11 protein-coding genes are annotated in these 16,601 nt (G+C 34.6%); 3 read left to right on the top strand and 8 right to left on the bottom strand.

Annotation, left to right across the window (positions count from 1 at the left end; all coding sequences use genetic code 11):
- A partial coding sequence (locus CCAND38_RS03240; RefSeq protein ID WP_042343867.1) for a DegT/DnrJ/EryC1/StrS family aminotransferase occupies positions 1–469 on the top strand: 469 nt, incomplete at its 5' end.
- Between the two features lie 429 nt (positions 470–898).
- Here the strand turns inward: CCAND38_RS03240 and CCAND38_RS03235 are convergent.
- From CCAND38_RS03235 to capA, 8 genes are all read right to left on the bottom strand, one after another.
- Entirely contained in the window at positions 899–4,174 is a 3,276-nt protein-coding gene (locus CCAND38_RS03235; protein ID WP_042343866.1) for a glycosyltransferase family 117 protein, read from the bottom strand.
- A 154-nt stretch (positions 4,175–4,328) separates the two neighbouring features.
- Positions 4,329–5,771: a RagB/SusD family nutrient uptake outer membrane protein gene (locus CCAND38_RS03230; RefSeq protein ID WP_042343864.1), complete on the bottom strand. Its 1,443-nt coding sequence runs from the start codon at positions 5,769–5,771 to the stop codon at positions 4,329–4,331.
- A gap of 24 nt (positions 5,772–5,795) precedes the next feature.
- The gene (locus CCAND38_RS03225; RefSeq protein ID WP_052458104.1) at positions 5,796–9,005 is read right to left on the bottom strand and encodes a SusC/RagA family TonB-linked outer membrane protein; all 3,210 of its coding nucleotides are present in this window, start codon (positions 9,003–9,005) and stop codon (positions 5,796–5,798) included.
- Positions 9,006–9,685: 680 nt separating this feature from the next.
- Complete coding sequence (locus CCAND38_RS03220) at positions 9,686–10,045, bottom strand: diacylglycerol kinase (protein WP_369800750.1); 360 nt, start codon at positions 10,043–10,045, stop codon at positions 9,686–9,688.
- Between the two features lie 30 nt (positions 10,046–10,075).
- Positions 10,076–10,783 carry a polyprenol monophosphomannose synthase gene (locus CCAND38_RS03215; RefSeq protein ID WP_042343863.1) on the bottom strand — a complete coding sequence of 236 codons (708 nt, stop codon included), beginning with the start codon at positions 10,781–10,783 and terminating at the stop codon, positions 10,076–10,078.
- Between the two features lie 156 nt (positions 10,784–10,939).
- A complete protein-coding gene (gene capB / locus CCAND38_RS03210) occupies positions 10,940–12,202 on the bottom strand; it encodes a cysteate-C-fatty acyltransferase (protein WP_042007676.1) in 1,263 nt (420 codons plus the stop codon).
- 81 nt (positions 12,203–12,283) lie between these two features.
- On the bottom strand, positions 12,284–12,529 hold the full coding sequence (locus CCAND38_RS03205; RefSeq protein WP_042343862.1) for a recombinase RecA: 246 nt from the start codon (positions 12,527–12,529) through the stop codon (positions 12,284–12,286).
- Between the two features lie 108 nt (positions 12,530–12,637).
- Complete coding sequence (capA, locus tag CCAND38_RS03200) at positions 12,638–13,639, bottom strand: cysteate synthase (RefSeq protein ID WP_042007680.1); 1,002 nt, start codon at positions 13,637–13,639, stop codon at positions 12,638–12,640.
- A gap of 383 nt (positions 13,640–14,022) precedes the next feature.
- Here capA and CCAND38_RS03195 point away from each other — a divergent pair, with 383 nt between their 5' ends.
- Together CCAND38_RS03195 and CCAND38_RS11335 are read left to right on the top strand one after the other, a co-directional pair.
- Positions 14,023–14,352 (top strand): PadR family transcriptional regulator, encoded by a 330-nt coding sequence (locus CCAND38_RS03195; RefSeq protein WP_042007682.1) that lies wholly within the window; start codon positions 14,023–14,025, stop codon positions 14,350–14,352.
- Positions 14,353–14,355: 3 nt separating this feature from the next.
- The gene (locus tag CCAND38_RS11335; RefSeq protein WP_052458103.1) at positions 14,356–16,218 is read left to right on the top strand and encodes a PspC domain-containing protein; all 1,863 of its coding nucleotides are present in this window, start codon (positions 14,356–14,358) and stop codon (positions 16,216–16,218) included.
- The last annotated feature ends 383 nt before the right edge of the window (positions 16,219–16,601 follow it).

Raw genomic sequence — 16,601 nt, 5'->3', positions numbered from 1 at the left:
TGCTCCGCACTATCAGCATTCGCATATTGGGTACAACTATAGAATGAGCAATATTTCGGCAGGAATCGGTCGTGGGCAAATGGAAGTTTTGGAGGAAAGGATTGCCCAAAGAAGAGCCAATCACGACTTTTACAAAGAGCTTTTCAAAGATATAGAAGGCGTAACTTTGTTTACGGAGCTGTCTTCGGATTTTTATTCCAACCATTGGCTTTCGGCGATTGTCATTGATGAGGACAAAGCAGGGTTCCATCGTGAAGACTTGCGTTTGAAGTTTTTAGAGGAAAATATAGAGTCGCGTCCGTTGTGGAAACCGATGCACTTGCAACCCATCTTTGCCGATGTCCCTTACTACGGTGGAAAAGTATCCGAAACCCTTTTTGACAACGGACTTTGCTTACCATCAGGCTCCAATATGACCGATGAAGAAAGAGAAAGGATAGCCAAGGTTATTCTTAAATTCCAATGGTAAGTGCAATTTTTTGGGATCGTTTTTCTCTCTTTTTTCTTTGGGTTAACCCAAAGAAAAAAGAGAGAAAGTAAAAAAACTTTCTCTCTTCAAAAAAATGTTATTTCTTTGTCAAATAACCACATAAGACAATGAAGTATAAACATTTAACTTTGGAGCAAAGGTACGCGAAATAAAAGTATATCTTAAATGCAATAAATCACAAAAATTGGTATAATGGACAAAAATTAGGCTGTTTTTTAGTTTTAATTCACCACATTGCCGATATTAAAGAACTGATTTTCAGGTTCTTTTACCGAGTTTCGGGATTGCTTGTGGTAGATATAGGGTATTAACTGATGTACAATATGTTATTAGTTTCACTTAACGTGTCGATTCAGGAAACCACAAATAAAAAGGCAGTCCGATACCCTTTAGAAAGACTTAGGTAGCTTATCGTTCCCCTTCAGTTTCTTTTTGTTCGGTTACTTGCTGTTCTTCAGGAATTTCCATTTGAATATGATCATATTCTTCCAACTCTTCTTCGCTGAGAAGCGGAGCTATCAGTTGACGAAGTAAGGCTTGTTGCTCTTTGTAGAACGTAGGGTCAACTTCCTCCATCTCAACTAGAAGAATCATATACAAACGAATTGTTCTGTCGACATTTGCATAATTTTCATACAATTCATTGGCGGACAGATTTAAATAGTAAGTCAATTCTTCTTGATATTTTTTCACTACTTTTTCTGCTAATGCACGCCCTTTTTCAGCTTCACCTACTTTGTAATAATTTGTTATATAAGGATTTAAATAAAAATAATTGTCATAATATTCCATAGGTAGGTTTTTCATAACTAAATCCAGTACATTTTTTGCTTTTTCGATTTTATCTTGTTCAATTAGTTTTTCAATCAAACGTGCTAAATGTCCACGGAAAACATTACTATTTCGGCGAGTTTCAATATCATGATATATTTCTGAACTTCCCATATTACCCCATTTCCATTTCATGACAATGTCATACATCAATTCAGTGTCAATACGCCCGATATCGTACGGATTTTCTTTATCGATTGCTGTTTTTATTGGCACTAGTTTGTACACAAATCCATCTAATTGCAAATAATCCTTCAACCATATATATTCCTGATCTTCAGAACTTCCACCTGTGAAATAAATTGGACGTTTCCAATCGTTATTTGCTAAAATATCCAATTTTACCAAGCGAGCTTTATCCAAATATGGAGGTAAAGTGAGATCAATATAATCTACAATTAAATCCGCATCTTCAGGTTTTACTAAACCGCTTTTCAGAACATTTTCTTTGTTAACAGGAATACGAATTTTATTTGTTGGGTAATATTTTATTGTTCTTCCATTGGTAAGTTCTTGCTTGGTTTTAGGGTCTTCACTCGTTATCCAATTCATAAAATCCTTAATGTTCCAAATATTTTCAGTTCGTGGAATGTGGTGTACAACCTCGTTTATTCCGTGAGCATACTGACTGTGAACTAATTGAGATGGAATAGCATCACTTTCGTAAGCCTTGCGTTTCATCTGGTCGATGTACCAGTCCGTTTGTAAGAGACTAGTGTTGATGGTACGAACATCGGTGCGATAACCTTCTATTTCTTGTGCATACCACAACAAGAAAGTATCAATATCTCCAATGGTAAAAATCATTGCCCCTACATCTTCTTGGATTGAATCTAAATAAGCGTGAGCTATTGCTTGTGCTGAGTATTTTCCAGAGCGATCATGGTCGTCCCAATTTTGGTACGCCATCAATGTTGGTACCGATAAGAAGGTTAGAACTAATACCAAAGGTGCTGATAATTTAGGGTTTACATGTCTTCTAATCATATCAAATAAAGCATACACACCTACTCCAATCCATATTGCGAAAGCGAAAAAGGAACCTACTAACGCATAGTCACGCTCTCGCGGTTCGAAAGGTTTTTCGTTAAGATACACCTTCAGTGCTAATCCAGTAAACATAAATAATACGAATATTACCCATGTTTTTCGCTCACTATGGGTATACATAAACCATAGTCCCACAAGTCCCAGAATTAATGGTAGGAAAAAATAGGTGTTTCGTGCTTTGTTATTCAGCACATCGGAAGGCAAGTTATCCTGTGAGCCTAAACGTATTTCATCGATGAATTTAATACCACTGAGCCAACGTCCATGGTTATCTTGCTTACCTTGGATATCATCCTGACGTCCAACAAAATTCCACATAAAGTAACGCCAGTACATATATCCCATTTGATAGCTCAACATATAGTACATATTATCAGTAAAGCTAGGTTTTTCGATATCTAAATATTCTCGAAAACGAGTCAAAAAACGGTCATATTCTGCTGTACTGATTCTACCTCTCTCCACATCTTTTTTGAATTTATCCACTGCTTGATATAATTCCTTATGCGAAAAATATTCAGGTTTTATGTTGAATTTTAAATAGTTAGTGATTTGCATGTAGTTGTCGGCATGTGATGGATGCCACATACGAGGCAGAAGCCCAACGTGTTTAGAGTTAGGGGATTGCACGGTGTTTTTATAGTCGTTTACAATCACATACTCATTTTTCACGTAATCTCTTTCATATTTTGGTTGTCCGTCTTCATATGGATTTTCTTCATCCAAATCAGCGTATTTGTCAGAATACATAGGCCCATAAAATAGGTGGGTTTTAGGATATTGTTCCAATCTGTAGTAAGCTAATAACAAACGAGCATCGGTAGGACTATTTTCATTAATTACCACATCCGCATTGGCACGAATCGGGATCATTAACCACGATGAAAATCCAATCAACACAAACAAAATACATAACGTAATGGTTTGCAAATACACCTTTTTGTGTTTATAAGTATAGCGTAGCACTAAGAAAAACGCTAAAGCTACGGACAATCCTGCGATGATTGTTCCGGAGTTAAAAGGCAGACCAAATGAGTTGACAAAAAATACTTCTAAATATCCAAAATAAGCCAAGGTGTAAGGAAGTATTAATTTGAAAATTAACAACAAAACAGCAATTGAAACCACATTGGCAATCACGAAGTTTTTGAACGTTTTTTTAAAGTTACTATTAAAGAAATACAACATCCCGATAGCAGGAATGGTAAGTAAAGCCATGAAATGTACTCCAAAAGACAAGCCAATCACAAATGAAATCAAAATCAGCCATTTATCACCACGTTCACTATGCAGGTTATCTGTCCATTTGATCCCTAACCAAAACATAGCTGCCATAAAAAGCATCGCCATAGCATACACTTCAGCCTCCACAGCATTGTACCAAAAACTGTCAGAAAAAGTATAGGCCAATGCTCCAACAAAACCACTTCCTAAAATTGCAATTCCCTGAGCTGTGGATATAGCTTCTCCGTTCTTAGTAACAATTTTCCTAGTGAGGTTAGTGATAATAAAATATAAAAACAATATAGTAAATGCACTGGAAAAAACAGACATATAGTTGACAAACAAAGCCACACTATCTGCATTAGGAGCGAAGAAAGCGAAGAAAGCCCCCATCATCTGGAAAAAGGGTGCTCCAGGTGGATGCCCTACCTGTAATTTCGCAGCAGTAGAAATATACTCCCCACAATCCCAAAAACTAACAGTTGGCTCAACAGTTAACCCATATACTATCAACGAGATAGAAAATGTAATCCATCCTGTAATTAGGTCGTATTTTTTAAAAATTTTATCTGTAAACATATTGATTTCTATATTTTTTGTATTATCTGTTTCAAGATTGCGAAGGTACAAATATTTTTTTTAAAAAATCTAGAAATAACAGATTTCTATCAAACAATCTTTATGTATAATAAAAAAACAAGGCTACCCTTCGGGGTAGCCTTGTTTTTTATGATTAAGGATTATTTGGAGCCATCGTAGGAGTAGATTCCATTTCCCTTTGTGGTAATTGAATTAACAGTTTCGCGTCATTAGCAGGAATATTAAATTTACCAAAACTTCCATGATTAGAATCTGTATAATTTCTTTCAACCCCTTTGTTTAAGCGTTTTAAATCAAAGAAAGCATAGCCCTCTCCCCACATTTCGATACGTTTTTGTAAAACAATTTCATCTATTAAATCAACACCTGTTTTAGTAGAACGTATGTACCCTGAATCCCTGTTTGAAGTAATTTCAAATAAAACATCTTTTGCTTTTTCTTCATCGCCACTTCTCGCAAGACCCTCTGCTTCAATGTAATACATCAAGGAAGAACGAAGATAAATATAATCTCCTTCAGTTCTGTTCGGGGTTAAATCTCTAAATTTGAGACTTGTATATGCGGGATATTCAACTCCATCAAATTCACCTCCTTTTTCAGAAACAAAAACTGTCTTTCTGTAATCTGTATTAGGGATAGATTCATACAATCGTTTGTCAATTGCAATATTACCTCCTTCGGAGTATCCACTGTTTGTGTTATCAAAATGAGAGAAGAAGTTAGCAACAAAAGTTGTTAATTCAGAATTCAAATCAGCTCCCCACATCGTCTCTTTTTGATTGATGTCGTAGAAACCATTTTTCCATTCAGCTTCCGAAAGTAGTTGATACCCTTGCCTTGCCTTATTAGCCATGTCAGCCGCATCAGCATATCTTCCCATCTCAAGGTATGTTTCAGCTAAAAAAGCCTGAGCAACACTTTGATTAACAAGTTCTTTTGATGTTCTTTGAAAGCCACTTAATTCAGTAACAGCTTCCTCTAAATCTGCAACTATTTGAGCATAAACCTCTTGATTTGTATTTCTCACTTTGGAGACTTCTCCCGTATTGATCGGTATGCAATGAACTGATTCATTTCCTAAATATGTAGGAGCATAAAAACGAGCTAACATTAGATGAAAATACCCTCTTAGAGCAAGAGCCTGTGCACGATTATATTTCACTTCCGTAGAAGCTGTTGCTACATCTACACTATTAATGATAGAATTCACATTTTTAATTTGAATGTAATATGTAAACCAAGGAAGATGAGAACGAGAGTGAGTGGTTACACGCCCTGTGTAATTGTAATAAAACCCGTTCCAGGAAAGAGAGTTCATAACAACATCATTTCCTAGTAGGTCAGATATGGACAACATTGATTTATGTCCATAGTCTTCGTGTCCTCCATAACCTGCTATCCCATAAGAACGTAATCCCGCATAGACTCCTTTCAACAAACCTGCTCCTGCAACTGCAGAACTTCCAACTTGCTCATCTGAGATGTAGGATTCTGGTTCTTTATCCATAAAGTCCTTAGAACAAGAACTTAAAGCTAATAATGCAACGCTTATATATGTAAATGCTATTTTTCTCATATACTTATTTTTTTATAAAATTTATTAAAATTTAGCTGTAAGTCCGAAAGAAATGGTTCTGTACAAACTATATATATTGGTAGTATTCCCAGTTCCTAAAGATACCATTCGTGGGTCTAGACCTTGTCTTTTTGACCAAACCCATAAGTTACTTCCTGTTGCAGTCAAAGTAACACTTTCTAAACCAATAGACTGTATCTCTTTTATAGCCAATTTATAAGATAAACTTATATCTTCCCAACTCAAATAATCTGCTTTTGTTAAAAATAAATCTGAAACACCAAATTGTTGACTATCAGCTGTTGTCATTCTTGGGAATTGGGCATTTCTATTATTAAAATTCCACGTTTTGTAAGCATCTTTATGGAAGTTATGTCCGCTATTTCCAAATCCTTCATTCTGTACAAATAGTCCATTATACACAGAATCATATATATATCCCCCTATTTGGTAGGCAAATCCTGTGGAGAAAGACCAATTTTTGTAACTAAAACTAAGACCAAAACCTCCATAAAGATCGGGGTGAGCCGTTTTGTCAGAAAGATATTGAGTTGCTTGTGAGTGAACTTTCACAGTTGTCTTCTCGCCTGTCGCAATTCCGTTAGTATCAACATCTCCTTTATTCCACAAGCCTGTACCATCAGCTTCATCTACTCCTACAAATTCTCTAACGTAGTAAGTGTAAGCACTTTTTCCTTCCACATAGCGATAATAACCATCTGTAAATGGAGCAGGTAGTCTTGTTATTTTATTTTTATAATGGGTTGCATTTGCCCAAAGATTCAAATTGCTATTTTGTGTTTTTATCACATCTACGTCTAATGACACCTCAAAACCTCGATTCTCCATATCTCCTATGTTTCTGGAAATAGTAGGATTTCCTGAAGATGGTTGCTGAGGTTCGTTGTACAACATATCAGAAACTTTTCTTACAAAATACTCAGCTTCAAGATTAACTCTATTAAATAGCTTAGTTTCAAAACCTACATTAAAGTTTTTAGACACTTCCCAACGTAAATCTTTGTTACCTAAATACGCCTCACGCACAGAAGCATTTCCTTCTGCATCAGGAGTTATGTCATATTGAGTTAAATAAGGTTTATAGTTTCTTCGGAACGAAAAATGCGTTCTATGATCAAAGGATACATAGTCCGGATAAAGAATATTATCATTTCCTTGCTCTCCGTAACTTGCTTTAAGTTTCAAGTTGTTTAGTGTGTTGCTATGTGGGAAAAAACTTTCTTTAGTCACGTTCCAAGCTACTCCAAAGCCATAGAAATCTCCCCATCTGTTATCAGGATGAAATACACTTGAAGCGTCTCTTCTGTAACTTGCATTTACGAAATACTTATCTGCATAGCCATAATTCAATTTTGATAAATATCCTTCCGTTTGGTAAGTATCATTATATCCATTCAAAGAACCAAATTTAGTAGCATTTGAGATAAATACCTTGTCGGAAACTACTACATTCGTTTTATTTCCTGCTAACATTTTTGATTGAAAATCAGAACTTTCGTGTCCTACCATAAGGTCTATGCTATGTGCTCCAAATTCTTTCTTCCAAGATAGCAACTGTTGATTTGTCAAAGTTGATTGAAAACGAACTCCATTCGTGATCGAACCTCCATAAGGTGCCGAATCACCACCTACTTCCCAACCATAACGCAATCTATTATCAGCAAATAAATCATATGCTATGTTGTATGTGAAATTAAAATCTTTTAAAAAGTCAATTGATGCAAAAGCCCTTGCCCCTAATGAATGTCTTTCATTGGTTTGAGTGTTTTTCAAAGTAGTTGCATATGGGTTCATATTCTCAATATAAACTCTTTTGGTTGCACTTCCTTCAAAATTTTGAGTTTGTCCTTTACCAAAATCATAAATAATATTTCCTTTGGCATCATATCTCATATTACCATATCTATCTCTTGCATATATAGGGAATATTGGCGCTGCATTCCTTGTCCAAGAAAATAAATTAGAAAAAGTTGTTGAATTTTTACCCTCTTGTGGACTTTTTTGGAATGTATAAGCATAATTCAAATTTGTCCCAACTTTAATATTGTCCGTCAGCTTGTAATCTACATTCGTTCTTACAGCCACTCTATCAAAACCAGAATTCAATACATATCCATCTTCATTTAAATAGCCCAAAGAAAGGTAGGTATTTGTTTTTTCACCTCCTCTGGTTAAGTTTACAAAATGTTCCGTTTTGAACCCCGTTCCGAACAATGCTTTATACCAATCATCTTGATAAAGGATTTGTGCATTGGGATTTACCAAGCCTGTTGCTGGGTCAATAACCTGATTATTAGGAACATTAAATATGTTATATCCTATACTTGGCACCAAAGAAGTTGCCGCATTTTGTGCTGCTTGTACTTCTGTCAAACTATTATTCTTAACCCAAGATCCTAATTTTCTTCGTTGGAATTCTAATTGATAATATTCTCTCGGATCTGTAATTACATCATAATCAGGTACAGCACGAGTGTTTACACCTACTTTTGTTTCATAGGTAACTCTTACTTTGTTTCCACTACCTTTTTTAGTTGTTACCACAATCACCCCATTAGCACCTCTACTTCCGTACAAAGCGTTAGCTGAAGCGTCCTTTAAAAACGTAATAGATTCAATATCCTGTGCTGATATCGAAGCTATATCACCGTGAAAAGGAATCCCATCAACCACGTAAAGTGGACTATTAGACGCTGATATAGAACCAATTCCTCTAAAACGAACTTCAGAACCTGCTCCTGGTTGTCCAGATGTATTTTTAATTTGAACACCTGCTGCTTTACCCGCCAAAGATTGCATCACATTTGCGGATTGAACCTTAGAAAGTTGTTCAGCCTTAATGGTTTGAACAGAACCTGCAATGGAAGATTTGTTTTGTGTACCATAAGCCGTAACCACTACCTCTTCCAATTGTTCTACTTCTTCTTCCATCACAACATCGATTTTAGTTGTTGATGCTTGAACTGATTTATCCACCGATCTTAATCCCAATCCAATGAAGTGAAGAATATCTCCTACTTTCGCTTTGATTGAATAATTCCCATCAAAATCAGTTGCGACTCCTTTAGTGGTACCTTTCACTGTAACAGTTACTCCTAACAAAGGGTGACCTGACTCATCCTTTACTGTACCGGTAATTGTTTTTTCTTGTGCAAATGTGAATTGCAAAGCGAAGAAAAACAACGACATCGTCCAAATTAATTTTTGCTTCATATCTATATTTCTTTTACGTTAGTGATGCAAAGGTTTATTTTTTTTATGTAAAAAACAAATTTGACAATAAAAATTCATAAAAAAAGAGCTAAATAGTGAATTAAATCTGTGTAAAAGGTATTTTATTGATGAATGTTTATTTTTTTATTTAATAAAATGATAAATATCAATTTTTGTTCATCTTATATTGTGATATATCTAATTATTTTAAAAAGTAATTAAAAATATCATCTCATTTTTTTGTTTAATTAATATGTTGATATTTAGGTTGTTAAGTTTATATGTGTTAAGTGTAATTACAAAATGAATATGGAATAAAATATAAAAATTAACTATTTTTAATAATTTAAACAGCTGTGAGAGAAGTTAAAAGTGTATAAAAAATATAGTTTGATAAAAGAAATGGCATCTTACCTAGTTTATATAGCATAAGAAGAATATGATTTCCAAAGCGTAGATAGGTTTAAAGTTCCTAATCCTATGAAAGGCGGGATGAATCTCACAGAAAATTGCTGTTCTACAAAGTAATTTGTAGGTTCAAAAATCTTTGTATTACCGCAATAAACTTTTAAGACAAACCTTTATTTTTCAGATTTTACCGAATTTTAAGAATTGTTTGTAGTAAATGCACTGAGGGTTTTGCTGATATAGAATACTTTATAGAGTATTCTAATGTTTTTTTAGAAGAAATAAGGAAAGTAAATAATTGCTAAAACGATAGTTACTGAACCAACCATAAAACCCACTGCTCCCGCTGCGATGTCCTTAATATCACCTATTTTTTTATGGTAATCAGGATGAATGAAGTTACAAATTTCTTCAATAGCTGTATTTAGGCTCTCAACCGTTAGCACCAAACCGCAACCGATGATTTGTACAATCCATTCGGAAGGTGTAATGCCTACATAAAACCCTAAAAAAGTGAGAAACAGCGTAATAGTAACATGCACAATTATGGGAGATTCCTTACGGATTAATCGCCACATGCCTACAAAAACATAGTATAAACTCCTGATTCTATTTCGAATAAACGCTATTATCACTTCAATAATTTTAGTCTCTCTGCAAAGTTAGAAAATATTTCGTAATTTCATAGCTATAACTCCCCAAATAGCTTCCTTGATAATATTTCCATTCATTTTAGATTTTCCTCTCACACGATCAGTAAAAATAATCGGAACTTCAGAAATTTTAAATTTTTTAATGTAAGTTTTATATTTCATTTCAATTTGAAATGCATAGCCTACAAATTCGATTCCATCCAAGTCAATAGATTCTATTACCTTTCGGGAATAGCAAACAAACCCTGCAGTTGGGTCATCAATTTTCATTCCAGTGATAATTTTCACATATAAGGATGCCCCGTAAGATAACAAAATCCTCGAAAGAGGCCAATTCACCACATTGACTCCCTTCACATAGCGTGAGCCTATAGCAACATCACTCCCATTTTGGGTACATTCTGTATATAATCGCAATAAATCGGCGGGATTATGTGAAAAATCAGCATCCATTTCAAAAATATAGTCATAATTACGCCTCAAAGCCCATTTGAATCCATGAATATAGGCTGTTCCTAAGCCTTTTTTCTCTGTTCTAACCTCCAAAAAGAGTCTTTCTGAGAATATTTGTTGAAGTTCACGAACCTTTTGACTCGTTCCGTCAGGAGAATTATCATCTACAATCAGAATATGAAATTTTCCCGATTGGTCAAAAACTGCCTTAATGATAGCTTCAATATTTTCAATTTCGTTATATGTAGGAATGATTACAAGCATTTAAAAATGTTGGGACGAACTAAATTCGTCCCATATAGAAATTCGTATTAAACAGTTCGCTGTATAAATAAATACTCTCGTGAATTTTTGAGAATATTGACAACTCAAAATCCGAGAAAGGAATTATATGTAGTAAAAGTTTACTATCGGAAGAAATTACATATGTCCCATTTGTTCGGCTAGTTCTGCATTTTGTTTACGATATTGACCGCTTTGCAATTTTTCACGAATAGCCGAAAAAGCTTCTAATGTTTCTTCAATATCCTTCATGGTATGTGATGCGGTTGGAATCATACGTAACAAAATCATTCCTTTCGGAATCACTGGATATACCACAATGGAAAGGAAAATACGGTAGTTTTCACGCAAATCATTGACCATTGCCATTGCCTCTGGGATACTGCCCTCTAGAAATACGGGTGTGACACAAGTATTCGTATCTCCAATATTGAATCCTCTAGCTTTCAAACCATTTTGTAATGCATTCACATTTTCCCAAAGTTTTTGCTTTAACTCAGGCATGGTTCGTAGCATCTCTAAGCGTTTTAATGACCCCTTCACGAAAATCATCGGCAAGGCTTTGGCAAACATCTGTGAACGTAGGTTGTACTTCAAATAATCGATAATCTGTTGATCTCCAGATACAAATGCTCCAATTCCAGCCATTGACTTAGCAAAAGTTGAGAAATATAAATCAATTTTATCTTGAACGCCTTGTTCCTCACCAGCTCCAGCTCCCGTTTTTCCGAGTGTTCCAAATCCGTGAGCATCATCTACTAAAATACGGAAACCATATTTTTCTTTGTGAGCCAAAATTTCTTTCAAAATTCCTTGTTGCCCACGCATTCCAAACACACCTTCGGTGATAACTAAAATACCTCCTCCTGTAGTGTCCGCAATTTTCTTTGCTCGTTCAATGTTTTTCAAGAAACTCTGTTCATCGTTGTGTTTGTAGGTAAATCGCTTTCCAAAATGCAATCGCACTCCATCTATAATACATCCATGAGAATCAACATCGTACACGATTACGTCATTTTTAGTTACAAGAGCATCAATAATAGAAACCATACCTTGATACCCAAAATTGAGTAAATAAGCAGCTTCTTTCTGTGTGAATTCTGCTAATTGACGCTCTAACTCCTCGTGCATCGAAGTATGTCCACTCATCATTCTCGCTCCCATTGGATATGCAGCTCCATATTCGGCCGCTGCCTCAGCATCTACCTTACGAATTTCAGGATGATTCGCCAAACCTAAATAATCATTAATACTCCAATTCAGGATTTCTTTACCCTGAAATTTCATTCTTGGCCCCAGTTCACCCTCTAATTTTGGGAATACGTAGTACCCCTCGGCGTGAGAAGCCCAACGCCCAATATTTCCTTTATTGTCTTTAATTCTCTCAAATAAATCCTTCATCTTATAGTTATATTTTAATGTAATTTTGTTGTATCTTCCTGGCAGAAAATGTTTGTTTTACACTCTTAAAAATTTTTGTTCCTACAGGGGTTTCATCTTTTCTTCTACCCAATAGATTGCCTCTTCAGTGGCTTTACGTGCTTGAGGACTGTTTTTATAGCAACTACTTTTGGTAATTTGTGAACCTGCTAACAGAATAAAATCGACCGATGCTTCTGCAAGTTTGTCTACTGAATCAAATCCCATTTGCTCCAAACGGTTTACAAAAGTATCTCCTATTCCTTTGATTGCGGTAAGTTCCTTTCGTTCTTGTGCTGTGAAAGGCATATGTCTAAATTATTTTTGTTTTATGGAATCACAAAATCCGCAATCCTTGTTTTTATGGTAAAATATGTACTCGAAAAGTACTAATAGCAATGCTGTAATTCATTCACTTCACAGAAATCCTTGTTGTTTCATCCATTCGTTATTGTAAATCTTGCTCATATAACGAGATCCATGATCTGGAAATAGTACCACTACCACACTATTTTCATCAAATTTACCCATTTCGGCATATTGTTTCACCGCCTGCATAGCCGCTCCACAAGTGTATCCCATGAAAAGACCTTCACTTCGAGCCATCTCACGAGCCATCAAAGCACTTTCTTTGTCAGTTACTTTGACAAATTCATCAATAACATCAAAATCGGTTGCGGTTGGAATGAGGTTTTTACCCAAACCTTCAATTTTGTATGGATATATTTCAGCGGGGTCAAATTCACGTGTTTCATGATATTTTTTGATGGCAGAACCATACGCATCTACTCCTAATATTTTTACATTCGGATTTTGTTCTTTCAGGTAGCGTCCAATACCTGATATTGTACCTCCTGTACCACTACAAACTACCACGTGGGTTACCCTACCCTGTGTTTGTTCCCAGATTTCCCGTCCTGTGGAATGGTAATGTGCTTGTATGTTTAACTCATTGAAATACTGATTTATATAAACGGAATTAGGTGTATTCTCATGGATTTGTTTAGCCACTTGATAGTAGGAACGTGGATCATCAGGAGCTACATTGGACGGACATAGATGTACCTCTGCACCCAAAGCCTCAAGCATTTCAACCTTATCCATAGATGATTTATCACTGATAGCGATAATACAACGATATCCTTTTATTGCACCTATCATCGAAAGACTAAACCCTGTATTTCCTGAACTGGTCTCCACGATAGTGCTACCAGCTTTGAGCAATCCATTTTTTTCGGCTTGGTCGATGATATAGGCAGCAATACGATCCTTAGATGATTGCCCGGCATTAAAAGCTTCAATTTTAGCAAAAAATTGTCCTTTGAGGTCTTTGGTTATTTTATGAAGTCTTACAAGAGGAGTATCGCCTATCAAATCAAGTAGGCTATCGTAAACACGCAATGATTTATCTGCTTGCATCTTTAATATATTAAAAATTAATGCAAAGATACAAAATCAATTATGAATTAGCAACCTCGTTTTGCGAAATTCGTTGCAAAAATGTGCTTTATTCTCAAAAAAATAATCATCATACGGAGGCGAAAAGCTACATTCTAAAATAAGGTATTTCACTCTTTGGTTTGGCACATAGGTCAGCCTCTCCATTAAAAGTAAATATTTTAGTACTATGTATTGCATAGTATTATTTTTTGTTATATATTTGCCACAACAAAGTACTAAAAAAATGAAAATATGTAATGATAAAGCAGAAAAAAGCATAAATAGTATTATTTATAAGGAGTAAAACACAAGCAAAAACCTTTAATCTTCGAATTTTTAATTTTTAAATCTTTAAATTTCTTATGGAAGTAAACACAGAAAAAACAAAAACTCAAATGCGTAAAGGCATTTTGGAGATGTGTATTCTTTCCATCATCAGCAAGCAGAATGAAGCGTATGTTTCAGACATTATTGAAAACCTTAAAGCAGCTGATATGATTGTAGTTGAAGGTACGTTATATCCACTTTTAACGCGACTGAAAAATGAAAAACTATTGGACTACAATTGGAAAGAATCGACTTCGGGACCTCCCCGAAAGTATTACGAACTGACCGATAATGGGAAAATCTTTCTCCAAGAAATCGTCAAAACGTGGCACGAATTACAAACAATGGTAAACAAAATTATTTAAGTTATGGACAAAACACACAATATTAGTTTAGGCGGATTTGCTTTTTTGATAGAAGATAGAGCCTATCAACAGCTTTTAAAATATTTGAATGACGTACGCAAATCTTTAGGTAACACATCTGATACTGAAGAAATTATATACGACGTGGAACAACGTATGGCGGAATTACTAAAAACTCAAATGAAAGGCAGAGAGGTAATTGTCAGTCAAGATGTCGTCTATTTGATAGATGTTTTGGGAACACCCGAGCAATACATTGATGAGGAAGCATCACACGACTATTCTTTTGAAGAAATGGATAGAGATACTAAAAATCAATACAATACATCCGATCTGAAAGGAGCAATGAATAAGATACCTAACTTTTTCAGACATAAGAAACTCTTCCGTGATTTAGAAAACAAACGTTTGGCTGGTGTTTTCTCCGGATTGTCGCATTATTTAGACATGGAAGCTGTTTGGCTGAGGATTCTCTTTTTAAGTGTATATTTGTTAATGCTGGTAATTCCAAAACTGTACTACTTATATCCATTTTACGCAATGATTTGGACTTCGGTTTATCTCTTGTTTGCTTCGATTATTCCGATTGCTAAAACCACAGCCGATAAATTGGCAATGCGAGGCAAAGAAGTGAACATTGACACGCTTTCATCCGCAAAAGAAAGCTATGATTCGGACAAAATTCGTATGCGATTAAACAAACAGAAAGGCAAATTTTTAGGAGTTTTTGCAGGGATGAGTGAATATTACAACTGGGACGTAACGTGGTTGCGAATTGGTTATGCTTTGTTAGTTTTATTAAGTCTACCATTTAAAGAGGCTTTATTTTCTTTATTTTGTGTTATTTTGTATGTAATGTTATGGTTATCAATGAATAACCCTAAAAATAATTTTTTAAAAGCAGACGCAGAAACCTCCGAAAATTCAGAAAGAGCTGAGTTTAAATTTGTGCCAAAAAGCAACAATTTTAGTTTTTGGGGAATCGTCAGAGGTTTTTTTAAAGGGATTTTCTATTTCATTACAGCGATTATTTTGAGTATTTTGCTAGTGCTATTTGTTGGTTTATCTTTAGCATTTTTCGGAATAAACATATTCTTTTTAGGAACGATGGGAGGGACAATGCTGGTATATGACTACCTACCGTTTTTGATTGAAACAAAATGGGAATTAGCATTGCTTTATGTGTCAATATCTATGTTGTCATTTGTAGCATTATTCGTCCCTATAAAACTGTTAATCAATCTATTCTCCTCTAAAAAAGCTACATTTCCAAAGAAATGGATTGTTACAAACGTAATCCTGTTTTTTGTAGGAATTATTGGAATGAGCATTGTTGCAGGTAGCACAATCCGTAGTTTTAAAGCCTATACATTTGACACTCAAAAATATAGTTTACAAAATTCGGACAACACCTTAGTTGTGCAAAATGCTCGTAGCCAGTTTATGCTGTTAGATGATGTTTTTTCCTCAAACTATGTAGATCATGACGGGAGTATGTTTATGTATCACAACGAGAATATTGAAATTTACGTAACTGATAAACAGCCCTATTTGGAGGTTATGAGAACTACCAGAGGAGGAAACATTCCAAAAGCTAAACTCAATATTGATAAGACTTTATACCCGTTGGAAATCAAAAACGACACTATTTTGTTACCTAATCATTATAAAATTGAAAAAGGAGGACTTTTCAGAGGACAGGAAATACGCATAAAGTTATATCTTCCTGAAAAGAAGAAAATTACATTTGATAGATATTCTAAAACAGTTGTGTGGTTCAACAAAAAGTTTACAAGGGTAATGGGCAATAAAGAATATATTGTTACCAAAGAAGGATTACAAGAGGAGCCTACACTTCTTAATTAAAAACTTAAGGAAATAGTACTTTTTAACATATTCCGATTCGTGTAATCGTGTCTTAAATATAGTTAAAATTGTTTTTTAACAATATCTACTCGATATTATTACAAAATAAACGAACTTAAAAATAAAATATTGATAATCAGTGTTTTATTTTTATAAAAACAACACATTGGATTATTTTACAGCAAAATACATTTTTAATCAAAATCAGCAGATATAATTTTATTTTACGTATAATATTAATTAAATGACAAACAATTAAATAAAAATCTGAATATTTTTCACTATTATTTCATTTTATCTATTTTTTTAGATAAGTTCACTTGTAAGATTTCAACAGATTAAAAAATTTGTATTTACTAAAAAAAAAATAAATCTTTGCGGAC

The sequence above is a fragment of the Capnocytophaga canis genome (assembly GCF_000827555.1).
Taxonomy (GTDB): Bacteria; Bacteroidota; Bacteroidia; order Flavobacteriales; family Flavobacteriaceae; genus Capnocytophaga; species Capnocytophaga canis.
Note: the sequence above shows the minus strand (reverse complement) of the source record. Positions and strands in the feature narration are given on the sequence as shown.